The organism is Streptomyces kronopolitis, from assembly GCF_014646275.1.
In the GTDB taxonomy this organism is placed as follows: Bacteria; Actinomycetota; Actinomycetes; order Streptomycetales; family Streptomycetaceae; genus Streptomyces; species Streptomyces kronopolitis.
In genome coordinates this window covers 1-23,963 of record NZ_BMND01000036.1, presented here as the reverse complement: position 1 = coordinate 23,963, position 23,963 = coordinate 1, and the positions used below count along the sequence as shown (strand labels likewise).

The window sequence follows — 23,963 nt, the reverse complement described above, 5'->3', positions numbered from 1 at the left end:
TCATCGATACGGTCCCGTTCCGTATCGGAAGGAATCGCGGGCGGGTACGGCCACCCGGGTGACCCGAGCGACCCCGGTCGCTTCCCTTTTCCTTTGCGGGCGAGCCGTGCCAGCATGGACGGGAAGTCCGGGGACACCGTCAGGGTGCCTCGAGATGAGGAACAGGAGTCGTCACCATGACGCAGCCTTCGCCTGCCCAGAAGCCGGTCGCCAAGTCCCTGTACGGGGGCTCCGGGTCGCGCCGGATCACCGTCCGGGACATCGCCGCCGCCAAGGAGCGCGGTGAGAAGTGGCCGATGCTCACCGCCTACGACGCGATGACCGCCTCCGTCTTCGACGAGGCCGGCATCCCCGTGCTGCTCGTCGGGGACTCGATGGGCAACTGCCACCTCGGCTACGAGTCCACCGTGCCGGTCACCCTGGACGAGATCGTCATGCTGTCCGCGGCGGTCGTCCGGGGCACCACCCGCTCCCTCGTCGTCGGCGATCTGCCGTTCGGCACGTACCAGGAAGGGGCGGTGCAGGCGCTGCGCAGCGCCACCCGGCTGGTGAAGGAGGCCGGCGTGGGCGCCGTCAAGCTGGAGGGCGGTGAGCGCTCCGCCGACCAGGTCGAGCTGCTGGTGTCGTCCGGCATCCCGGTGATGGCGCACGTCGGGCTGACCCCTCAGTCGGTCAACGCCTACGGCGGCTACCCCGTCCAGGGGCGCGGCGAGGAGGCGGCCCAGCAGCTGCTGCGGGACGCGAAGGCGGTGCAGGACGCCGGTGCGTTCGCGGTCGTGCTGGAGGCCGTACCCGCCGAGCTGGCCGCGGAGGTCACCCGCTCGCTGGGCGTGCCGACGGTGGGCATCGGCGCGGGGGCGGACTGCGACGCCCAGGTGCTGGTGTGGACCGACATGGCCGGGATGACGGCCGGGCGGCTGCCGAAGTTCGTCAAGCAGTACCTCCAGATGCGGGAGTTGCTCGGCGGGGCGGCCAAGGCGTTCGCGGAGGACGTCGTCGGCGGCGCCTTCCCGGCGGAGGAGCACACCTTCCACTAGGCGGATCGTCCGGACCGCCCGGCAGGCCGGGCGGTCCGGACCGCTCAGCGCACCACGTGAACCGCTCGGCGGGCATCCGCCGGAAGTCGTAGGGCGGCGCCCGCGTGTACTGCCCCTGGCATACGGACGGTGACCTCCCCAGTGGGAGGACTCGGGCGCCGCGGGGCGGAAGACTGGGCGCCATGCCCCGCGATCTCCCCGCCTCTCGCCCCCGTGTCCGCCTCTTAGCTTCGGCGTGGCCCGGGACCGACCGACGACGAGGTTAGAGGCTGGGGGAACGAGCGCGTGAGTTGCGGACCGCGGCACACCGAGCGCGGACAGGACCGGCCACTGGTCGGCCGCGCTTCCGAACTGGCGGAACTGGAGGCGGTCGCCGCGCAGGCGGCGGCCGGACGGTCCCGCGTGGTGCAGATCGAGGGGCCCGCCGGCATCGGCAAGTCCGCCCTGCTGAACGGCTGGTGCCGGCGCGACCGGCGCTTCGAGGTGCTGTGGGCGCGGTGCCGTCCGCTGGAGCGGGAGTTCGCGTTCGGCGCGGTGCGCCAGCTGTTCCGGCCCGTCATGGAGTCGGTCACCGAAGCCGGGCGGGCGGCGCTGCCGGAGGATGCGCAGGCGGTGGCCCGGCGGGTGCTGGAGGACGGCGCGCGCCCGGAATCCGCGGCGGCCGGACCCCACTCGGGCGCCACGGCGCTGGACGGACTCGACGCGCTCGCCCTGCACCTGTCCGACCGGCGGCCCCTGCTGCTGGCGATCGACAACCTCCAATGGATCGACACCCCGTCGCTGCGCTGGCTGGCCCGCCTCGTGACCCGCGCCGACACCCGCCCCGTCCTGGTGGCGGTGGTCAACCGCACCGGCGAATTCCGCCGGCCCGACCCGCTGTTCGCCGAACTCGTCCGGCCCGACCACTGCCACAAGATCGCCCTGGAGCCCCTCGACGTCCCCGGCGTGCGGCAACTGGCCCGGCACGTGTGGGAGGCAGAGGAGCCCGACGCGGCCTTCGCCGCCGCCTGCCATGCCGCCACCGGCGGCCACCCGCTGTTCCTGTGGGGGCTGCTGCACCACGCGCAGCTCGCCGGGGTGCGGCCGACGGCGGAGTTCCGCGACCGCCTGCGCACCGTGACGCTGTCCACCCTCGACCAGGAGATCATGCACCGGCTCTCCCAAGGGTCCCGTGAGGCCGTGGAGTTGACGCGTGCCCTGGCGGTGCTGGGGGACCGCAAACCGGCCGAGCTGCTCGCCGCGTACTGCGGGAGCGGCGAGGCGGTGGTGCGCGCGGCGGCCGCCGACCTGTGGTCGCTGGGTCTGCTGCGGTCCGGTGGCGAGCCCTGCTTCGTCCACGAGGTCGTGCGGGACACCGTGCTGGCGACGATGTCGCCCGAGGAGCTCGGCCGGGCGCACGCCGGGGCGGCGCAGGTGTCGCATCTCGCCGGCCGGCCCGACGAGGAGGTGGCGGCCCACCTGCTGGCGGCCGGCCCGGTGGAGGGGGCCTGGGCGGTCCCGGTGCTGCGCCGGGCGGCCGACGAGGCGCTGCACCGCGGCGCGCCGGACGTGGCGGTCACCTATCTGCGGTCCGCGCTGGGCCGGCAGACGCAGGCGGCCGAGCGCGGCCCGCTGCTGCTCCAACTCGGCGTCGCGGCCGGCCACTACGACGCCGACCTGGCGCTGTCGTACGTCACCGGCGCGCTGGAGGTGCTGACCGACAAGAGCGCCCGGCGCGACGCCCTGGGCGTACTGACCTACTGCCTGCAGTTCTCCCGGCGGCCGCGCGGGGCGCTGTCCGGCGTGGACCGCCTGATCGCGGAGCTGTGCGGCGAGACGGAGCACGGCGGCGCCGACCGGGAACTGGTGCTGCGCATGCGGGCACTGCGCTCCTGGCGGGAGTACGAGCGGCCCGCCGCCCGGACCCCGGAGCCCTCCACGCCGGTGTCCGTCGAGGGCCTGGTCGGCCGCACGCCGGGAGAGCGGCAGCTGCTCGCCCTGCACGCCTTCCACTCGCTCAAGGCGGCGGTCCCGGCCCCGTACGTCGCCGAACTCGTCGACCGGGCCTGCGTCAACCTGCCGGTCTTCAGCCACGATCTGTTCCCGCTGCACTACTTCGTCGCGCAGACCCTCTTCTACCTCGACGAACTCGACCGGGTGGACCGGTTCATCCGGCAGCTGACCCAGGAGGTCGAGGTCAAGGGCCTGGAGCTGCTCGACTCGTCGCTGTCGGTGCTGCAGGCCGCGCTGGCGTGGCAGGGCGGGAACGTCACCGAGGCCCTCGGTACGGCCCGGACGGCCGCCGCCCGACGGCCCGCCGCGGGCACCCGGCCGTACGCGACCACCCTGGACATCATCCGGATCAACGCGCTGCTCGAACAGGGGCAGCTCGACGCGGCCGAACAGGTGGTGCTCACCCGCTCCCCCAAGGAACCCCAGGAGGCGGGCTGGGAGCGGCCGTTGTTCCTGCTGAGCCTGGCCGCGCTGCGGATGTCCCAGGGCGAGCCGCGGACCGCGCTGGCCCTGCTGCGGGAGTGCGGCCACCACCTCGACGCCGCGGGGACGGTCAACCCGGCGATCTGCCCCTGGCGCTCCCGGGCCGCCACCGCGCATCTCGCGCTGGGGGACGGTCCGGCGGCGCACGCCCTCATCGAGCAGGAACTCGACCTCGCCCGGCAGAGCCGCATCCCGCGCGCCGTCGGCGTGGCGCTGCGCGCGGCCGGCCGGGCGGCGGAGGGCACCCGCCAGCTGGAGCTGCTCGACGAGGCGGCGCACGTGCTCACCGCCACCCCGGCCCGCCTCGACCTGGCCCGCACGCTCGGCGACCTCGGCGTCGCGCTGCTGCGCAGGGACGACCGCGGCGGCGCCCGCGACGCCCTCCAGCGCGGCCTGGAGCTGGCCGGCGAGTGCGGTGCCACCACGCTCGCCGACCGGCTGCGGGGGCCGCTGCACGAGGCCGGCGGGCGGGCCGCCAGACCCGGCGGGAGCCTGCTGACCCCCGGCGAGGAGCGCGTCAGCACGCTGGCCGTGCAGGGGTACAGCAACAAGCAGATCGCCGAGCTGCTCGTGGTGTCCCTGCGGACCGTCGAGACCCATCTGACGGGCGCCTACCGCAAGCTGGGGATCGCCGGCCGCCACCATCTGGCCGCCGCGCTGGCCGGCCCCAGCGCTCAGCCGTCCTCGCGGCGGACCAGCAGCCGGTAGGCGTTGGACAGGCCGACCCGGTGGGCCAAGGGGGCCAGGAGCCGGTCGAGCAGCCAGCCGGCCGTGAGGACCGGGATGCCGGCGGCGAGCACGGCGCCGCGCAGCATCCGGCGGGCCCTGCCGGGTGGCGCGGGGTGCCACGGCTCGTCCCGCCGGGGGGCCAGGCGGTTCACGGCCAGCCAGCCGGCGGTGAGCAGGTCCACGGGGTCGTGCGGCTCCGCATGCTCCTCCGTGATCACCGTGAAGCCGAGGTCGGTCAGCCGCCGGCGCAGGTTCGCCGCCGGGATGAGGTGCAGGTGCTGCGGCTGGAGCCAGGGCAGCCACCAGCGGCCGAGGAGCCGGCCGAAGGCGCACCGCGGGTCCGGTACCTCGATCAGCAGATGCCCGCCGGGCCGCAGCGCCCGGTGCGCCGCGGCCAGCTCGCGCCCGGGGTCCGCGCTGTGCTCCAGGTAGTGGAACATGCTCACCACGTCGTAGCGCCCGGCGAGTTCCCCGGCCAGCGCCACGAAGCCGCCGCGGTATCCGCGCCGTATCCAGCCCCGCTCCTGGGCCGAGGCGACGCCCGCGCCGAGGTCCAGCCCGTCGAAGACCGTACGGGGCAGCAGGGCCCGGGCGGCGGCGCAGAAGTGCCCGTGCCCGGTGCCCACGTCGAGCCAGCTGCCCGGATCGGCGTGCGGCGTCACGGCGCCCGCCCGGAGCCGGTAGGCCCGCTCGTGCGTCCCGAAGAGCGTGGCGAGGTTCTCCTCCCCCAGCCCGTCGTAGAAGTCGCGGTAGTAGAACTCCAGCCCCTCGTCGGTGAGTTGGGGGTTCTGGAAGGTGTGGCGGCAGTCCCGGCAGCGCTCCAGGACGAAGTGGCCGGGCTTGTGCTGGAGCAGGTCGGGGGTCCGCAGCCGGACCGCCAGCCGCGCGGACCCGCACCAGGGGCAGTCGGTGCGCCGCGGCCGGAAGAACCGCGCCGTGCCGCGGGCGAGGTCGTCCTGGTAGCGGGGGCGCAGCGCGGCGACCCGTGCGGTGCGGTTCACGGGCGGCACCTCTCCGCGGCGGTGCGGACGGCGAGTTGTGCGAGGTGCGCCGCCGCGGCGTCCGCGCCGCCGGCCGCCCGGAAGGACGCGCGCACCCGCTCGGCGGCGGCCCGGTAGGCCGGCTCGTGCAGCACCGCGTCCAGCGCCGCGCCGAGGTGCTCGGCCGTCGCCCGGTTGAACCGCACCCGCAGCCCCGCGCCGGCGTCGGCCACCTGGGCGGCGACGGTGGGCTGGTCGTCCCGGATCGGTGCGACCACCAGCGGCAGTCCGTGCCACAGCGCCTCGCAGACGGTGTTGTGCCCGGCGTGGCAGAGCACCGCGTCGCACCGCTCCAGGACCGCCAGTTGGGGCACGCCCGTCCGGACGAGTATCCGGTCGTGGGGGGAGCGCAGCGTCCCCGAGGGGTCGACGACCACGGCCTGGAGGCGGTCCGCCCGGACCCGCACCGCCTCGGCGCACTCGGCCAGGAAGCGCGGCCCGACCTCGGTGTTGGCCGTGCCGAGGGTGATCAGGACGGTGGCGCGTGCGGGGTCCGGCCACTCCCAGGGGAAGTCTCCCGGCGCGGGGCGGGGTGCGATCGACGGGCCGACGAACCGCACCTGGTCGCCGAACGATCCAGCGGGCCCCACCAGCGCCTCGGTGCTGAACGCCAGCACCAGGCGGGGCGACAGCCGCGGGTCGGCGGCACCGGCCGGGTCGCCGATCCGCTGCCGCAGGTCCTGGATCAGCCCGGTGACCCAGGCCTCGACCTTCGGGATGCCCTCGAACGCGGTGAACCCCGCCGAGGTGGTCGCGGAGGTCGCCCAGGGCACACCGAGCCGCTCGGCCACCAGCCCGCCGGCGACCGCCTGCTGGTCGGCGACCAGGACGTCCGGGCGGAACGCGTCGACCGCGGCGCGGATGCCGGGCGCCATGGCCTCCGCCAGCGGGCCGAGGAACCGCTCCCAGAGGAACTTCAGCGCCGCGGGACCCCGGAGGGAGGACGGCCGGAGCAGGGCGGGGTCGTCGAGCGGCGGCGCGGCGCAGGGGAAGACCTCGGCCCGCTCCCCCGCGAGGGGTGCCACGACATCCGGCAGCCCCGCCCAGGCCACCCGGTGCCCGCGGCGGACCAGCTGCGCCGCGACCCCCAGGGTGGGGTTGATGTGGCCGACCAGCGGCGGCACCACGAAGAGGAACCTGCTCACGGGCTGCCGGCCTCCACCCTCGCGTCGTGCGCGCGCACCCACTCCGAGACCAGCTCGCTCACCTGCTGGGTGGCGCCCATCAGGACCCAGTGCTCCTGGTCCGGCACCACGACGGTCCGGCAGTGGGCGAGCAGCGACCTCAGCCACGGCTCCTGGGCCGCGAGTTCCGATTCGCTGCCGTAGATGGCCAGGACCGGGGCGCGCACCGCCCGGATCTCGTCCTCGTCGAGCACCCGGCTGGCCGGGATGTCCCGGGCCATGGTGCTGGAGGACAGCAGCCGCGAGGCCGACCGCACCCGCCGGGTCGCGTGCGCCCCGTGCTCCTCGGTCAGCCGCTCGTGCAGGTCGGTGCGGGCGAACTCCACGCCGGCGCGGGCGAGGTTGACGGCCATCTTGCGGGACCAGGCGTCGGTCGCCGGCTCCGACTCGATCAAGGAGACGCTGGCCACCCGCTCCGGGCGCCGCGCCGCGTAGCTGAACGCGATGGTGCCGCCGTAGGAGTTGCCGACGAGGTGGACCGGGCCGGCCACCTCCAGCCGGTCGAGCAGCGCGTCGAGGTCCCCGACGAAGTCCTCCAGCAGGTAGCCGTCGGCCCGCCGTTCGCTGCGGCCGTGCCCGCGCAGGTCGTACATGATCACGTCGATGCCCGCGGCGGCGAACACCGGTGCCAGGGTGAAGTAGTAGCTCACGAGGCTGTCCACGAGCATGCCGTGGACGAACACCACGGTGGGCGGCGGTGCACCGCCGGTGGTGTGCCGGGCCGGCATCCGCTCCACGTGCAGCGCGACGCCGCCTGCGTCGATCATCGCCACGGCTCAGCGCTCCCGGGATTCCCGCAGGCAGCCCACCACGAAGGTGACGAGCCGGCCGACCGTGAGGTAGATGATCTCTTCGAGTTCGAGTCCGGCCAGGAACTCGGCGAAGTTGACCCGCTCGCCGTACCTGGCCGCCAGCCGGCCGCCGAGGGTGACCAGATCGATGCTCTCCAGGTCCAGGTCGTCATGGAACGTGGTGTCCATGGTGATCTCGACGTCGTGCTCCGCGTACTCGTCGAGCACGGCGCGGAGCATCCCGGCGATCTCGCCGAACACCGCGGCCTCGTCGGCCCCGTCGGTCCCGCCGGGCTCGCCGGCACGGACCGGATCCTGCGCCTGACTGCTGTTCAAGGCTTCCTCTTTCCCTCGTCGGCCGTGCCCGTCGTCCAGGCGACGACGTAGTCCCTGCTCGGCAGGTCGGCCAGGTTGCTGATCCGGCGGCAGCGCAACCGGTGCACGCGGCTCCCGGAATCCACCACCACTTCGTCCGGCCGGGCGGCGACCACCCGGAAGTCCCGCGGCCGCCCCCGCAGTCCGGTGCCCTCCGCCTTCGACGCGGCCTCCTTCGCCGCCCAGAACCGGGTGAACCACACGGCTTCCGCCTCCGGCGCCCCGGCGCACCGCTCCGCCAGGAGCGCGCGCTCCTCCGGGCCGAGCGCCACCGCGCGTGCCTGCGCGGGCCGCTCGGCGATCTCCTCGATGTCGATGCCGACCCCGCCGCCCTCGTGCGGGCCGCTCGGCCGTACGAGGGCCACGCCGGTCTCCGCGCAGTGCGCCAGCGAGACGTCCAGGGCGGGCAGGACCCGGCCGTGCAGGCCCTCGACCCAAGGCCGTCCGCTGTCGTCGTTGCGCACCCGGACCTCGGCGGGGAAGACCGGGCCCTCACCCTGCTCCCACAGCCACCGGCGGACCGCGTCCTTGACCGCGATGCGGCCCAGCAGCCACTGGCGGCGGCCGCGCGGCGGACACCGCTCGTAGTCGGCGCGTTCGGCGCTGCTCAGGTGGTTGCGCATGACGAGGTCGCGCGAGGCGAGGTCCGGCCACCGGTCGTGCACCAGCCACCAGCCGCCCGGCTCCTCACGGGAGAGCGTGTTCCGCTCGGGGAACCGCTCCTGGACCCTGGTCTCCAGGCGGTTGTCGAAGCGGCGGTCCTGCCAGCCGGTGATCTGCGCCCACACCCGGCCGCCGGCGACGAGTTGCATGTCGGCCTCCACCGCGGAGCCGGTGACCGAGGTGATCGCGATGAGGCACTCCAGCCGCGCGCCCGGCGCGGGGTGCGGGCCGAAGAAGCGCATCTCCTTCATCCGCACCGGGAACACCACGGTCCGCTCGGTCAGGGTGGTGATGATCCAGTAGCCGAGGAGCTGCCCCACGTTGTCCAGCAGGGCGCCGGGGGCGGCCGGGGTGGTGAGCACCCCGCGGACATGCGCGTCCCCGATCGCGGTCAGCTCGGTGACGCCCTGGAACCGCGGACCGTGGAACATCCAGCGCTCGCCGTACAGTTCCCCGGCGGTGAGCCCCGGACGCCGCTCGTCGGCGGGATCCCACGTCCACGGGCGCGGCGGGTCGTCGGGGTGCTCCGCCGCCAGTTCGACCTCGGCGGCGGCGAACTGCCCGAACTCCACGCCGACCCGCCCGGGTCCGCGCGGCGTCACCGTCACGGGTACGTCGACCGGCGGGCTGGCCGTCGCCCACCGCTTCAGGTGCACGCCGCGCACCCCCACGGCCCGGGTGCCGGGCTCCGCCCGCTCGGCGAACTCCTGCATGTGCTGGATCACCGTGGTGGCCGGGACCACCGGCCAGCGGTCCGACTCGTCGGGCCAGCCGGGGCGCTGGGCGAAGAGGCAGTGGTCGAGGAGGTAGGGCATGGCCGCCGTGGACACCCGCAGCACGGCGCCGTGTTCGCCTCCGGACGGGGCCGGCGGGCCGTGCGGCGCCTCCGCGGCTGCCGGGGGAGCCTGCGGTGCCGGGGAGTGCGGATGCGCCGGGCCGGCGGCCGCCAGCACCGCCGCGGCGGTGCTGGCGGTGTCCCGGAGCAGGGCGCCCAGTTCGCCCGCCAGGGGGAAGCGGGCGGCCAGGTGCTCCAGCGGGGCCGGTGCGGCGCCGGCGGTCCGGGCTCCGGCGAGCGCCGGGCGCAGGTCGCCGAGCGTCCGCTCGTCGAGGGAGACCAGCGGCCCGCCGAGGTCCAGCCGGACCGGCGGCATCCCGGCCGGTGCGGCGCGCCCGGCCGCGGGCGGCACGGGGGCCACCTCCCCGCCGTCCACCCACAGCGCCGCGGCGACGTGTTGCAGCTGTGCCACTCCGCCGCGGTGCGGGGAGCCGGCGGCCACCGCCAGGTGCGGCCGGCCGTGCAGCGTGTTGCCGATCAGCGCGCCCGCCTGGCCCGCTCCGGCCTGTACGAAGACCCGGAAGCCGGCCGCGTACATCGCCTCGATCAGCGGGCGGAAGCGCACCGGCTCCAGCAGATGGCGCAGGAACAGCGCGCGCACCTCCGCCTCGGTGGAGGGATACACCGACGCGGTGGTCGCCGACCACACGGGCACGGCGGGCGGATGCAGCGCGAACCCGGCGGCGGCCCGGCGGATCGGTTCGAGGTACGGCTCCAGCATGGGGGTGTGGAAGCCGGACCGGAACGGCAGGACGCGGCCGAGGACCTGGCGCGCGCGGAACCGGCGCACGAGGGCGTCCACCGGGCCGGGCGGACCGCACACCATGGCCTGGTCCGGCGCGTTGTCGTGGGACAGCACGATCTCGGGGTGGTCCGCCAGGGCGGCCGCGACCCGCTCGGCCGAGGTGCCCAGGACCGCGAAGGCCAGGTCGGGCACCCGCAACTCGTCCGGGTCGAAGGACGCCACGAACTCGTCCACCGCGGGGCCGGCGAACAGCCCTGCGGCGATCATCGCGGTCCACTCCCCCACGCTGTGGCCGGCGACCGCGTCCGGCACGACGCCGATGCGGCGCAGGGCGGCGTCCCACACCCGTCCGGCGGCGACCACCTCGGCACCGTGCCGTCCGACGTCCGCGACCCGCGCCGGCCGCCCGGCGCGGTCTCCCGGGAGCAGGCCGGACAGTCCGAGGTGCCGGGCGACATCGTCGACCGGGGGCTGGAACTCCGCTTCCAGTCCCGGGAAGACGAAGGCCACCCGGCCGCCGCCGTCCGCGCCGAGCAGCGGCTCGGGGGTGAACCACACCTCGCCGCGGCCGCGCCAGGAGCGGCCCTTGGCCACCGCCCGCCGGGCCAGCGCGAGGCGCTTGGCGGTGGGGTCGACGATGCCGAGGCGGCTGCGGCCGCGGCCGCCGGAGCGGTCGTCCAGGCCGGCCGCGAGCACGGCCGAGTCCTCGGCGTCCAGCAGCGCGGCGAGTTGCTCGGGGCTCTCTGCGGCGATCCGCAGCACCCGTTCCCGCTCCCGCACCACGGCGGTGGGCCGCGGGCGGCGGCCGGCCACGGCGCCGGGTGCCGCTTCAAGCACCACGTGCGCGTTGATGCCGCCGAAGCCGAAGGCGTTCACCGCGGCCCGCCGCGGGCCCGCCGCCGCGTCCGCCTCCCAGGGCTCCGCCGCGGCGATCGGGCGGAACCGGGTGGCGGCCAGCGCGGGGTGCGGGTCCTCGCAGTGCAGCGTCGGCGGCAGCACCCCGTGGTGCACCGCGAGCGCCGCCTTGACCAGTCCGGCCACGCCGGCGGCCGGCATGGTGTGGCCGATCATCGACTTCACCGACCCGAGCACCGCCCGGTCGCCGCCGGGCGCCGGTCCGAACACCTCGGCCAGGGTGGCCAGTTCGGCGGCGTCCCCGGAGGGGGTGGCGGTGCCATGGGCCTCCAGCAGCCCGAGGGAGCCGGGCGCGGCCGGGTCGAGGCCGGCCCTGCGCCACGCCTGCCGCACCGCCCGCACCTGGCCCGCGGGGTCCGGGTTGACGAGGCTGCCGCTGCGGCCGTCGCTCGCCACCCCGACGCCCCGGATGACGGCGTAGATCCGGTCGCCGTCGCGCTCCGCGTCGGCGAGCCGCTTGAGGACCACGACGCCGGTGCCCTCGCCGATCAGCAGACCGTCCGCGCCGTGGTCGAAGGGGCGGCTGCGCTGGCTCACGGACAGCGCGCGGAGCTGGGAGAACACGCTCCACAGGGTGATGTCGTGGCAGTGGTGCACCCCGCCGGCGAGCACCACGTCGCAGCGCCCGCCCGCGAGTTCGCCCACCGCCTGGTCGACCGCGACCAGCGAGGACGCGCAGGCGGCGTCCACCGTGTACGCGGGGCCGCGCAGGTCGAGCCGGTTGGCGACCCGCGAGGCGGTGAGGTTGGGCACCAGGCCGATCGCCTGCTCGGGTTCGTCCGGCCCGAGCTGCGCCGTGAAGGCCTGCCGGACCTGCTCCAGCCGCTCGGCGTCGAGGCCGGGCAGCAACTCGCCGAGCGTGCGGACGAGTTGGTTGGCCGTCCGCACCCGCTGGGAGCCGCGGGAGAGTCCGGGCGTCAGGTATCCGCCGCGGCCCAGGACCACGCCGATCCGGTCGCGGTCGGGCAGCCGGTGCTCGCCGCCGGCGTCCGCGAGGGCGTCGGCGGCGACCTTCAGCGCGAGGAGCTGGTCCGGCTCGGTGCCCGCCACCGAGTGGGGCATGATGCCGAACCGCGTCACCTCGACGTCGGCGAGGTCGTCGACGAACCCGCCCCGCCGGCAGTAGACCCGGTCCGAGCGTCCCACCGCCCGCGGGTCGTAGAAGTCGGCGTCCCAGCGGCCGGCGGGGACCTCGGTGATCGCGTCGAACCCGGCCGCGAGGTTGTGCCAGTACGCCTGGAGGTCCGCGGCGCCCGGCAGCAGGACGGCCATGCCGACGATGGCGACCCGGGGACCGGGACCGTGTGCGGAGGACGTCATCTCACCAGCCCGACGCGGTGTAGATCACGGCTTCGGCCGAGTCCTGGCCCCAGGCGAGTTCCCGCAGCAGGCTGCGCGTGCCCTCCTCGGGGTCGATCAGCCGGACGCCGCGGCGGGCGTACTCCCGCGCGAGTTGCGGGGTGACCATGCCGTGGTGCTGCCCGGCGGGCGCCCACGGCCCCCAGTGGACGGTCAGCGCCCGGCGGCCGGCCCGTGCGGCCCACCGTCCTGCCAGGCTCTCCAACGCGTCGTTCGCCGCCGCGTAGTCCACCTGGCCGCGGTTGCCCAGGGCGGCCGAGATGCTGCCGAAGAGCACGGTGAACCCCGGCCCGTCGGGCAGGTCCTCGACCGCCGCCAGCAGGGTGCGGGCCCCGTCGACCTTGGTGTGGAACACCCGCCGGAAGGACGTGATGTCCTTGTCGGCCAGCATCCGGTCCTCGATCACCCCGGCGGCGTAGACGAGGCCGTCCAGCCGGCCGTGCTCCGCGTGGATCTCCTTGACCGTCCGGTGCACGGCCTCGGCGTCGCGCATGTCCACGGAGTGGTAGCGCACCGGGCTGCCGAGCCCGCGCAGCTCCTCGATCGTGGCGCGGACCTCGCGCTGCGCCAGGAGGCGGGTGACGGTCTGCTCGATCCGTGCCGGGGAGTCCTCGCCGCGCGCCGCGAGGGCGGCGGTCAGGGCGGCGCGGTCGGGTGCGGTGCGCGTCTCCTCGTCCTCCGGGCCGGTGGGCGCGGCGGTCCGGCCGACCAGCTCGATGCGGCAGCGGGCGGCGGCCGCCAGCGTCGCGGCGAACCGCGCGGTGATCCCCCGCGCCCCGCCGACCAGCAGCACCACCGCGTCGCGGTCCAGTCCGAGCGCCTCGGCCTCGGCCGCGCCGTCGCCGGCCGGTCCGGCGCCCCGGGCGGCCAGCGGCCCGAGGCCGGACTCGACGAGTTCGAGGCCGTGGCGGCCGCCGGACGACAGGGACACCACCGGGGCCGCCTCGGGGGAGAGCAGTTCGCCGGCCAGCGCGGTCGCGGTGCGTGCCGCCGAGGCGTCCGGGTCGGTCTCGACGACCCGGGCGACGGTGTCCGGGTACTCCCGGGCGATGGTCCGGAACATGCCGCGCAGTCCATCCGCCCGCCCGTCCGGCGCGCCGCTCGCACCGGCGGCAGGGGCGGCGGCGATCAACCACCGCGGGCCGTGCCGCAGGGCTGCCTGGAAGACGGGGAAGCCCTCCGGCAGGACCGCGTCCTCGCCCTCGGTCAGCGCCTCCAGGTGGAACACGCCGTCCCACGGGCCGTCCTGCGCGGTGAGCAGGTGCCCCGGGGCGAACACGGCCGGCCGGGCGCCGTGGGTGGCGAGTTGGGCGGACAGGCTCTCGGCCACCGGGCCGTGGCCGCCGATCAGCGCGATCCGCTTGCCGGTCAGCGTGCCGGCGCTCGCCGCCGGTTCCGCGAGGGCGGTGGGCCGCAGCACCATCCGGGTGGGCGCCTCGGCGGCCACCGGCTCGGGGTCCGGGTGTTGCCCGGCCGGAGTCGGCTGCCCGGCGGGAGCCCGCGCGGGCTCGTGCGCGGGGCTCGGCTCCTCGGCGCCCGGGCCCTCGGCATCGCGGGGCCGCCCGCCGCCGTGGAGCCTCGCGGTCAGCAGGTCCGCGAGGCCGGCGGCGGTGCGGGCCCGGGACAGCACGTCCAGCTCCGCGTCGTCGAGTTGCGCGGCGCCCGGGCCGTCCTGGGCGCCGGCACCGAGGCGCGCCGCGAGTTCACCGGCGATCTCGATCCGCTTGATCGAGTCGATGCTCAGGTCGGCTTCCAGGTCGAGTTCGGGTTCGATCATGTCCACCGGGTAGCCGGTGCGTTCGCTGACGATGTCCAGCACGGTCCGCAGCACGTCGGCCGCCCCGACCGCCTCCGGCGCGACGGCGGTCGGGGCACCGGCCGTCGGGGCGCCACCGGGTGGCGGCGTGAGCGCCGGGGCGGGCCCGGAGGGGACGGACGCACCGGGTGCGGGCAGGGCCGCTTCGACCGGCAGGGGCGCGGGCGCCAGGGGCGCGACCGGCGGCGGGGCGGCCGGTGTGCCCGGTGCGGCGCCGAAGTAGGTGAGCAGCACATCGCGCTGCGCGGCGACGATCTCCCGGCTGGTGCGCAGGAATTCGGAGACCATCCGGTCCCGCTGGGCGACGGCGTCGCCGTGGTCTGGCTTCGTCACGGATATCTCCTGGATACGTCGGGCCGGCCGGAGCGAACCGGGCAGCGGGCTGCCGTCGGCGGTGCGCACCAGATGCCCGTTGACGGTCCAGCCAGGTCGCCGGGGTGCGGTGTCCTGGCTCGGTTCGGTGGCGTCGCGGCCCTGGAACATCCAGCCGGTGCGCACCCGCACACCGGCCACGGCGAGCCGGGCGAGCGCGCCGAGGAAGCCGCCGAGTCCCCGGCTGCCGGGTGCCTCGCAGGCCACGGTGGTGTGCGGACGGTCGTGGAGGATCGCGGCGACCAGCGTGGTGAGCACCGTCCCGGGGCCGACGGACACGAAGGTGCGGGCGCCCGCCCGGTACATGTCCTCGATCTGCTCGACGAAGCGCACCGGCGCGCCGATCTGGGCGGCCAGTTCGGCGCGCACGTCCTCGGGCCGTCCCGTGTGGGCGGCGGCCGTGCGGTTGGACCAGACCGGCACCTCCGGGGCGCGCACCGGCTGCGCGGCGAGCGCCCCGGCGAACCGTTCGCCGGCACCGGCGACGAGGGGGCTGTGGAAGGCGCAGGCCACGGGGATCGGCCTGGCGCCGCAGCCGTGTGCGCGCAGCCGCTCCACCGCCGTGGCGACCGCCTCGGTGGGCCCGGAGATGACGGTCTGCTCGGGCGCGTTGTGGTTGGCGACGACGACTTGGTCCGCGAGGCCGGCGGCGCGCAGCTGCGCGGACACCTCCGCGGCGCCGGCCGAGACGGCGGCCATGGCCCCCGGGTCGGTGCCGGCGGCGGACAGGATCGCCTCGGCCCGTGCCGCGCTCAGCTCCAGCAGGGCCGCGGGGTCGAACGCGCCCGCGGCGCACAGCGCGACCAGCTCGCCGTAGCTGTGCCCGGCCATCATGTCCGGCCGCACCCCGGACCGCAGCAGCAGGCGGTGCACGGCCAGTTCGACGATGCCCAGGGCGGGCTGGGCGACCCGGGTGTCGGTGATCCGCTCCCGCTGCCCGTCCGCCACGGCCGGGTCGAAGGCGGTCGGCGGGTAGAGGGCGTCGGCCCACTCCCGGCCGAGCTGGAGGTAGTGCTGGGCGTCGGGGAAGGCGACGAACAGCTCCGCGAGCATGTCCGGCCGCTGGCTGCCCTGGCCGGGGAAGAGGAACGCCACGTCCCCCGCGGTCCCGGGCGCACCGGCCGGGCCGTCCGCGCCGGCGGCGAAGACTCCCGCCGCCGGGTCGTGCTCGCCCGCGCGCGCCCGCCTCAGCAGCCGGGCCAGCTCGTCCAGGTCACCGGCCACGACGGCGTACCGCGCCGGGTGTGTGCCGGTGTCGCTGCGGCGGGACGCGGCCAGCGCGAGGTCGCGCAGCCGCCGGGGCCGGCCGTGCTCGTCGTTCGTCGCGGCCAGCGCCAGCAGCTGCTCGATGCCCCGGTGGGCGTCCTCGCGGTCGGCGCCGCGGAAGACGAACAGCTCCGCCGGCCAGGCGTCGAGCCCGTGCGCCGGCGGCGGGCCCCCGGCGTGGGCGCGCAGCACGACGTGGAAGTTGGTGCCGCCGAAGCCGAAGGCGCTGACCCCGGCGACCCGTTCGGCCGGCGGGGCCGCCCACGGCCGTGCCGCGGTGTGGAAGGCGAACGGGCTGCTGCCCTCCTGCCAGGCCGGGTTGGGCTCCTTCAGGTGCGCCGTGGGCGGCTTGACGCCGGTGTGCAGCGCCATGGCGGTCTTGATCAGGCCGGCCAGGCCCGCGGCGCACTTGGTGTGCCCGATCTGCGACTTCACCGACCCGAGCGCACAGCCGGCGGGGGCGGCCCCGGCCTCGGTGAACAGCGCGGTGAGGGCGGCCAGTTCGGTCCGGTCGCCGACCACGGTCCCGGTGCCGTGGGCCTCCACCAGGCCGACCCGCGCGGGTGAGATCCCCGCGTTGCGGTAGGCGCGCTCCAGCGCGGCGCGCTGCCCCTGCGCCCGCGGTGCGGTCAGGCCGAGGCCCTTGCCGTCGCTGGCGGTGCCGACGCCCTTGATCACGGCGTAGATCCGGTCCCCGTCCCGCTCCGCGTCGCTCAGCCGCTTGAGCGTGACGCAGGCGACGCCCTCGCCGAGCGCGATGCCGTCCGCGGCGCTGTCGAAGGTGCGGGAGCGGCCGGTCGGCGACAGGGCGTGCACCGAGGAGAAGAGCAGGTAGTCGTTGATGCCGTTGTGCAGGTCGGCGCCGCCGCACAGCACCAGGTCGCTGGTGCCCCCGGACAGCTCCTTGCACGCCACGTCCACCGCGGCCAGCGAGGAGGCGCAGGCGGCGTCCACGGTGTAGTTGGCGCCGCCCAGGTCGAGCCGGTTGGCGATCCGGCCGGAGATGACGTTGGCGAGCATCCCGGGGAAGGAGTCCTCGGTGAGCCGGGGCAGCTGGGCGGCCAGTTCCGGGGGCAGTTCGCCCAGGTAGGCCGGCAGCAGGGTGCGCAGGGTGGCCGCGTGGGACAGGTCGCTGCCCGCCTCGGCGCCGAAGACGACGGAGGCCCGGGAGCGGTCGAAGTCCCGCCCCCCGCTCCCGGCGGGGGCGCCGCCGGCGTACCCGGCGTCCTCCAGTGCCCGCCGCGCGGCTTCGAGGGCCAGCAGCTGGACCGGCTCGATGCTGCCCAGTGAGGACGGCGGGATCCCGTAGCGCAGCGGGTCGAACGGGATGTCCGGCAGGAACCCGCCCCACTTGGACTCCGTGTGGGCCTCGTCCGCCTCGGGCGCGTAGTAGACCTCGGGGTCCCACCGGTCGGCGGGCACCTCGGTGACGGCGTCGGCGCCCGCGACCACATGGGCCCAGTAGCTCGCCAGGTCCTCGGCGCCGGGGAACATGCAGGACATCCCGACCACGGCGATGTCCAGCGGAGCCGGGGGCGCGGCGCCGTCCGCGGGCCGGCCGGTCCCGAGCCGGTCGCGCACCGGCGCGGCGCGCTCGGTGAAGAAGTCGGCGGCCCCGGTGCTGACGGACGCGTGCAGCGCGGGGATGGTGGTGACGCGGGAGCGCAGCGCGGCCACGTCGCCGGCCATGAACATGCCCTCGGCGAGCTGCCGTTCCTCCGGCACCTCGACCAGCTGCTCACCGGTCCGCTCGACGCCCTTGCTGGCGATCCGCAGCCGGCCCACGTTGAGCCGCTCCAGCTGCTCCCACGCCTGCCGGTCGGCCACGCCCCGGGACGCCAACTCCTCCTTGAGAGCCCGGTAGCCGTCGGTGAAGGGGCTGGACACACAGCGGGTGGCGTGGCCGGGCGCGGTCTCCAGCAGTTCGGTCCGCCGCGCCGCCAGGACCTGCCGCTGGAACAGGGGCCGGACCGCGCCGCGGTCCACCGCCTCCTCGGTGAAGAGGTACGCGGTGCCCATGAGCAGGCCGACGGCGACGCCGCGGGCGGTCAGGTCGGCGGCGAGCGCGGCGACCATGGCCGCGGACCGCGCGTCGTGGATGCCGCCGGCGAACAGCACCCGCAGCTCAGCGGGGTCGGCGCCGTCCTCCGCGTCGAGGAAGTCGGTGAGGACGGCGAGCTGCGCCTCCCACAGCGCGAAGCTGCTGCGCGGTCCGACGTGGCCGCCGCACTCGGAGCCCTCGAAGACGAACGCGCGGGCGCCGGCGGCCAGGAACTGGGTGAGCAGCCCGGGCGAGGGCACGTGCAGGAACGTCTCGATGCCGGCGTCCTCCAGCGACGCCGCCTGCGCGGGCCGGCCGCCGGCGATGATCGCGCAGGACGGCCGCAGCTCCCGGATGATCTCCAGCTGGGCCGCCTTGGTCTGCTCGGGGGCGAAGCCGAGGACGCCCACGCCCCACGGCCGGCCGTCCAGCGCGGCGCGGGTCTGTGTCAGCAGGGTCCGCGTCTGCTCCGCACCGGCCAGCGCCAGGGCCACGAAGGGCAGGGCGCCGCCCTCGGCGACCGCCGCGGCGAACGGCGCCTGGTCGCTGACCCGGGTCATCGGCCCCTGGGCGAGGGGCAGCGGGGTGCCCAGCGCCCTGCTCATCGGGGAGTCGCGGCACAGCGCCTGCGCGGCGGAGGCGTCGCGCACCGCGTCGCGGACGGCGGCGGTGACCGCGCGGACGGCCCCGCCGGCATCGCCCCACCGGCGGGCGAAACGGGCGGCCAGGAAGCCGTCCTGGCCGACGGGCAGCAGCTGGGCCCGCAGGTCCTGGGCGCCGAGCAGGCGGGCCGCCCCGGCCGGGTCCGCGGGCAGCGGCGGCGCGTGGGGACCCCGGCGGCGCAGCACCCGGTGGCCGGCCGCCACCACCGTCTCCGAGCCGTCCATGGTCCGCACCGCCGCGGCCGCTTCCTCCGGCACGGCGGACTCGTCGAGCAGCGCCAGCTGGGTGTCCAGCACGACGCCCGCCGCGCCGCCGACCACGGCAGCGGCGGCGGTGTGCGGCCCGATGCCGCCGCAGGCCCACACGGGCAGGTCCACCCCGTCGTCCGCCACGAGCTGCTGGAGCAGGATGAAGGTGCTCAGGTCCCCGACCCGCCCGCCGCTCTCGTGGCCGCGGGCGACCAGGCCGTGGGCGCCGGCGCGGGCGGCGTCGAGGGCCTCCTCGCGGGTGGTGGCCTCGACGAGCACCCGGGTCCCGGCCGGCAGGTCGCCGGGCCGCACGGGCGCGTCGGCGGTGAGCAGCACCGTGTGCACGCCCCCGCCCTCCGCCAGGTCCGCCGCGGTCAGGGCGCACCCGGCGGCGATCCGCACCCCGAACGGCCCCGGCGCCCACTGCCGGAGGGACGCCAGCGCCTCCCTGGCCCGGCGGTCCCCCGCCCCGAGGTCGAGCACGCCCAGCCCGCCGGCCCGGCAGACCGCCGCGACGATGCGCGGCTCTGGTTCACCGAACGGACTGATGCCCAGCACGGCTTCCGGCACGGGTGCAGTGGTCACAGGTACTCCGAAGACATCGTTCGCTCGTGGGGGGACGAATGCGCACGGGTGCGGCCGACGGCGGAAACGCACACGTATGCGACTCGGTGGCCTCAGCCTCAGACGGGGGGCGAGGCGCCGTCAACGCGCCCCGGCGAAGTCCGTGGTGCCCGGCGGGCGGCCTTGCGGTAACCACGAGAGGGGGCGGCCGGCGACCACGAGAGGTCCGCCCCGCCGGCGCCGCGGCCCTACTGTCGGCGGCCTGTCGGTGCGTTGTCGGTGGCGGCTGGCATCTTGGGGGGCATGACGCGAGAGACGATATCCACCAGGGGCGGCAACGCCGTGGAGGTGCGCGGTCTGGTCAAGCACTTCGGCGCGGTGAAAGCCGTCGACGGAGTGGACCTGGACGTGAAGGAAGGCACCGTGCTCGGGGTGCTCGGCCCCAACGGCGCCGGCAAGACGACGCTCGTCCGCTGCCTGTCCACCCTCCTGGTGCCGGACGCCGGCCGGGCCGTGGTGGCCGGCTACGACGTGGTGCGCCAGCCCCGCGCACTGCGCCGCACCATCGGCCTGACCGGGCAGTACGCCTCGGTCGACGAGAAGCTCTCCGGCCGCGAGAACCTCTACATGATCGGGCGGCTGCTCGATCTGTCCCGCAAGGACGCCCGCCGGCGCGCGGACGAGATGCTGGAGCGGTTCAGCCTGACCGAGGCGGCCAAGCGGCCCGCGGCCAAGTACTCCGGCGGGATGCGCCGCCGGCTCGACCTGGCCGCCTCCATGATCGGCCGCCCGTCGGTCCTCTATCTGGACGAGCCCACCACCGGCCTGGACCCCCGCACCCGCAACGAGGTGTGGGAGGAGGTCCAGCGGATGGTGCGCGAGGGCGCGACGGTGCTGCTCACCACCCAGTACATGGAAGAGGCCGAGAAGCTGGCGCACGAGCTGACGGTGATCGACCGCGGCCGGGTGATCGCCGAGGGCGGCGTCGACGAACTCAAGACCAAGGTCGGCGGGCGGACGCTGCAGATCCGCCCGTCGGAGCCCGACGAGCTGAAGCGGATGGCGGACGCCGTCGCGCGGGCGGGCCTGGACGGCATCGCGGGGGCCGCCGCCGATCACGACGGGGGCGTGGTCAACGTCCCGATCACCAGCGACGAGCAACTGACCGCGGTGGTCGCGGTGCTCGCCCGGCAGGGCTTCGCGCTCGCCGGCATCAGCACCCATCTGCCCAGCCTGGACGAGGTGTTCCTGGCCCTCACGGGCCACAAGGCCTCCGCGAGCGACACATCCGAGGACGACATGGACCAGCAGTACGCGGAGGTATCGGCATGAGTGCCGCGACGATGACGGCACCGCTGAGCAAGCCCGGCGCCGACGAGGGACGGATCGGCCTGCGCGCCAACCTGCGGCACATCGGCGCGCTGGTGCGGCGCAACGCCCTGCAGATCAAGCAGGACCCGGAGTCGATGTTCGACGTCCTGCTGATGCCGGTCATCTTCATCCTGCTGTTCGTCTACGTCTTCGGCGGCGCGATCGCCGGCAAGGGCCGCCAGGACGAGTACGTCCAGTACCTGGTGCCCGGCATGATGGGCATGATGGCCATGAACATCGCCACGGCGGTCGGCTCGGGCGTCAACGAGGATTTCCGCAAGGGCGTGATGGACCGCTTCCGGACAATGCCCATCGCCCGGTCCTCGGTGCTCATCGCGAAGATCGTGGTGGAGCTGGGGCGGATGCTGATCGCCACCACGATCCTGCTGGCGATGGGGCTCCTGCTGGGGCTCAAGATCACGGGCGGCGTCGGGTCCCTGCTCGCCGCGGTCGCGCTGTCCGCGCTGTTCTGCGCCGGTCTGATGTGGATCTTCATCCTGCTGGGGCTGGTGATGAAGACGACCCAGGCCGTGCAGGGCACGGCGATGCTGATCCTGATGCCGCTGCAGTTCGGCTCGTCCGTCTTCACCCGGCCGACCTCGATGCCCGGCTGGCTGGAGGCCTTCACCAAGATCAACCCGCTCTCGTCCCTGGCGGACGCGTGCCGGGCCCTGATCCAGGGCCAGGGCGCGGTGCTGCACCCGGCCCTGATCACCCTCGCCTGGGTGGTCGCCCTCACCGCGGTCACCATGCCGCTCGCGGTGGCGAAGTTCCGCAGCAAGACCTGACGCGCGTCCCGCGGGGGTCCTCCCCGCGGGACCGCCGGACCGCGCTGTCCCGGCCCGCGTCAGATGAGGGCGGTGGCCTCCCCCAGGGAGAGGCCGCCGCCTTCGGTGTACGCGCGGGTGTAGGCGGCGCCGTCCAGCAGCTCCCGCGCCGCCGCCTCGGCACGGATCCGGCTGTCGCGGATGATCCGGGTCGGCACGTGGTCGGGCGCCCGCAGCGCGTCGTACGCGCCCACCAGGCGCGCCGCGTCCCGCCCGGCCGGCGCGCCCCGCACCGCGGCCAGCACCCGTGCGCCGGTGAGGAGTTGGGAGATCGGCAGGTCCGGCGCGACCATCTGCGTGACGGGCCCCTGGAGCAGCGCCAGCGCCGCCCGGAACCGCGGCAGCAGCCCCTCCCGGTGCCCCTCCTGGAGATCCAGCGCGATCAGCGAGGTCTCCAGCATCCCGGCGAACAGGTCCGGGGCCCGCCCGCTGAACACCTCCGCCACCGTGTGCAGTTCCGCCCGCGCCTCCTTCGGACGCCCGGTCAGCGCGAGGTGCCGGGCGAGGGTCAGCCGGGCGAACGGCATGGTGTCCCGGGCGCTCTCGCCCCGCTCGGCGTCCGCCAGCACCTCGCGCAGCATCCGCTCACCGGGCGCCGCCCGGCCGTCCTCGATCAGCACCGCGCCCAGCCGGCAGCGCAGCAGCTGGATCTGGCCGAGCGCCCCCAGGTACTCGGCGTGCACCATCGCCGCCCGGTAGTCGCGCGCCGCCGACGCGTACGCGCCGCGCTGCTCATGGGTCTCGCCGCGCCCCGCCAGCGCCTCGGCCGCGCCCCAGGCGTCGCCCAGCTCCTGGAAGATCCGCAGCGCCTCGTCGGCGTCGCGGGCCGCCTGGGTCAGCCCGTCGAGGCGGTCGTTGAGGACCCTGGAGCGCAGTTGCAGCACATAGGCCAGCTCCCAGGTGTAGCCGAGGGTGCGGCAGGCCTGTACGGCGACGCCGACCAGCTCGCTCAGCTCCGCGAAGCGGCCGGACATCATCACGGCGTAGTACCACATCACGCCGGGGATCTTGCAGGTCTGCGGCATGCCGCTGCGGTAGGCGGCGAGCATCCCGGCCAGGTCCTCCTGCGTCTCGGGGTCGCGCAGCGCCTGGAGGTCGCTGTCCCGGCTGGCGAGCGCGACCAGCCGAACCTCGCGGCGGGCCTCGACCAGCTGCTCGGGGGGCATCGGCGGCGGGTGGTCGATGGGGCTCTCGGGCAGGTCGGGGGCCGGTTCGACGGGCGCGGCGAAGGGGTTGGGGCCGAGCGCGGCGGCCGCGGACGCCCAGTGGCGGCCGTCGCTGCGGTGGTCGCGCAGCGACCAGAACCACTGGAGGGACAGCACCAGGCACAGCGTCTCGTGCTCGTCGCGCGCGGCCAGCGCGCGGCGCAGCGCGGTGCGCAGGTTGTCGTGCTCCAGCTCCAGGCGGTCCATGGCCGCGCGCTGGCCGGGGCCGCGCAGCAACGGGTCCGTGGTGCGGGCCAGTTCGCGGTAGGTGACCAGATGGCGGCGCTCGGCCCCCGCCCGCTCCCCCGCCTCGTCCAGCCGCTCACCGGCGTACTCCCCCACCGTCTCCAGTAGCCGGTAGCGCATCTCGCCGTCCGGCGCGGGCGCCGCCACCACCAGCGACTTGTCGATCAGCGAGCCGAGCAGCGCGGGCACCTCGCGCCGGTCGACGCCGCCGCCGGCGCAGACGTCCTCGGCGGCGGCCAGATCGCAGCCGCCGGAGAAGACGGACAGCCGCCGCAGCACGGCCCGTTCGGGTGCGTCGGTCAGGTCCCAGGACCAGTCGACGACCGCGCGCAGCGTCTGCTGGCGGGGCAGCACGGTCCGGCTGCCGCTGGTGAGCAGGCGGAAGCGGTCGTCGAGCCGGTCGGCGAGCTGGCGCGGGGAGAGCAACCGCAGCCGGGCCGCGGCGAGTTCGACGGCGAGCGGCAGCCCGTCCAGCCGCCGGCAGATCTCGGCGCAGGCCGCCGCGGTCTCCTCGTCGGCCTCCACCCGGAAGCCGGTGCGGGCGGCGGCCCCGCGGTCGGCGAGCAGTTGCAGCGCGACCGGGTCGGGAAGCGGCTCGACCGGCCGCAGCACCTCGCCCGGTACGGCCAGCGGCTCCCGGCTGGTGGCCAGCACCGTCACCCCGGGGCAGTGGGCCAGCAGCCGCTCGGCGAGTTCGGCGGCGGCGGCGATCACATGCTCGCAGTTGTCGAGCACCAGCAGCATCCGGCGGCCCGCGCAGTGCTCGGCGAGCCGGGCGAGGGGGTCCAGGGCGGTGCGGTCGGCGGCGGCGCGCAGGCCCTCGGCCGTGGAGCCGCGGACGACGGTCTCGCGGGCGCCGAGCGCGGTCAGCACCGCCTCGGGCACGGTCTGCGGATCGTCCACGGGTGCCAGCTCGGCCAGCCAGACGCCGTGCGGCCAGGCGTCCGGCGCCGCGGCCGCGGCGCTCTCGGCGCCCTCCTGGGACAGCCGCGTCTTGCCGGCGCCGCCCGGCCCCAGCAGCGTCACCAGCCGGTGCGCGGCCAGGTCGGAGCGGAGCCCGGCCAGGTCGTTCTCCCGGCCGACGAAGGAGGTGAGGCGGGCGCGGAGGTTGCCGGGGCGGGGGCGGGCGGCGTCGTCGGACGGGGCGGCCGGAGCCGGGTGCGCGGCGGGCGGGGGCGGCGGGGGCCCGGCGGGCG

At 76.0% G+C, this 23,963-nt stretch carries 11 protein-coding genes; 4 read left to right on the top strand and 7 right to left on the bottom strand.

The window, feature by feature from the left end:
* The first annotated feature begins 176 nt into the window (after positions 1–176).
* Both panB and IEY78_RS28230 read left to right on the top strand, forming a co-directional pair.
* The gene (panB, locus tag IEY78_RS28235; RefSeq protein WP_189102983.1) at positions 177–1,037 is read left to right on the top strand and encodes a 3-methyl-2-oxobutanoate hydroxymethyltransferase; all 861 of its coding nucleotides are present in this window, start codon (positions 177–179) and stop codon (positions 1,035–1,037) included.
* Between the two features lie 285 nt (positions 1,038–1,322).
* Complete coding sequence (locus tag IEY78_RS28230; RefSeq protein ID WP_189102981.1) at positions 1,323–4,220, top strand: helix-turn-helix transcriptional regulator; 2,898 nt, start codon at positions 1,323–1,325, stop codon at positions 4,218–4,220.
* Here the strand turns inward: IEY78_RS28230 and IEY78_RS28225 are convergent.
* The 6 genes from IEY78_RS28225 to IEY78_RS28200 form a co-directional block, all read right to left on the bottom strand.
* Positions 4,187–5,251: a class I SAM-dependent methyltransferase gene (locus IEY78_RS28225; protein ID WP_189102979.1), complete on the bottom strand. Its 1,065-nt coding sequence runs from the start codon at positions 5,249–5,251 to the stop codon at positions 4,187–4,189. The two genes, IEY78_RS28230 and IEY78_RS28225, sit on opposite strands and share 34 nt — an antisense overlap.
* On the bottom strand, positions 5,239–6,426 hold the full coding sequence (locus IEY78_RS28220; protein ID WP_189102977.1) for a glycosyltransferase: 1,188 nt from the start codon (positions 6,424–6,426) through the stop codon (positions 5,239–5,241). The genes IEY78_RS28225 and IEY78_RS28220 overlap by 13 nt, the downstream gene beginning before the upstream one ends.
* Positions 6,423–7,232 carry an alpha/beta fold hydrolase gene (locus tag IEY78_RS28215; protein WP_229700218.1) on the bottom strand — a complete coding sequence of 270 codons (810 nt, stop codon included), beginning with the start codon at positions 7,230–7,232 and terminating at the stop codon, positions 6,423–6,425. Before IEY78_RS28215 ends, IEY78_RS28220 begins: the two co-directional genes overlap by 4 nt.
* Before the next feature lie 9 nt (positions 7,233–7,241).
* Positions 7,242–7,496 carry an acyl carrier protein gene (locus tag IEY78_RS28210; protein WP_189103048.1) on the bottom strand — a complete coding sequence of 85 codons (255 nt, stop codon included), beginning with the start codon at positions 7,494–7,496 and terminating at the stop codon, positions 7,242–7,244.
* A 92-nt stretch (positions 7,497–7,588) separates the two neighbouring features.
* Entirely contained in the window at positions 7,589–12,109 is a 4,521-nt protein-coding gene (locus IEY78_RS28205; protein ID WP_189102973.1) for a type I polyketide synthase, read from the bottom strand.
* Between the two features lies 1 nt (position 12,110).
* A complete protein-coding gene (locus tag IEY78_RS28200; RefSeq protein ID WP_189102971.1) occupies positions 12,111–19,139 on the bottom strand; it encodes a type I polyketide synthase in 7,029 nt (2,342 codons plus the stop codon).
* 282 nt (positions 19,140–19,421) lie between these two features.
* On the opposite strand from IEY78_RS28200, the gene IEY78_RS28195 reads away from it, so the two are divergent.
* Together IEY78_RS28195 and IEY78_RS28190 are read left to right on the top strand one after the other, a co-directional pair.
* Positions 19,422–20,450 (top strand): ATP-binding cassette domain-containing protein, encoded by a 1,029-nt coding sequence (locus tag IEY78_RS28195; RefSeq protein WP_189102969.1) that lies wholly within the window; start codon positions 19,422–19,424, stop codon positions 20,448–20,450.
* Positions 20,447–21,277 carry an ABC transporter permease gene (locus tag IEY78_RS28190; protein ID WP_189102967.1) on the top strand — a complete coding sequence of 277 codons (831 nt, stop codon included), beginning with the start codon at positions 20,447–20,449 and terminating at the stop codon, positions 21,275–21,277. The genes IEY78_RS28195 and IEY78_RS28190 overlap by 4 nt, the downstream gene beginning before the upstream one ends.
* 59 nt (positions 21,278–21,336) lie before the next feature.
* Here IEY78_RS28190 and IEY78_RS28185 read toward each other — a convergent pair.
* A partial coding sequence (locus IEY78_RS28185) for an ATP-binding protein (protein WP_229700216.1) occupies positions 21,337–23,963 on the bottom strand: 2,627 nt, incomplete at its 5' end.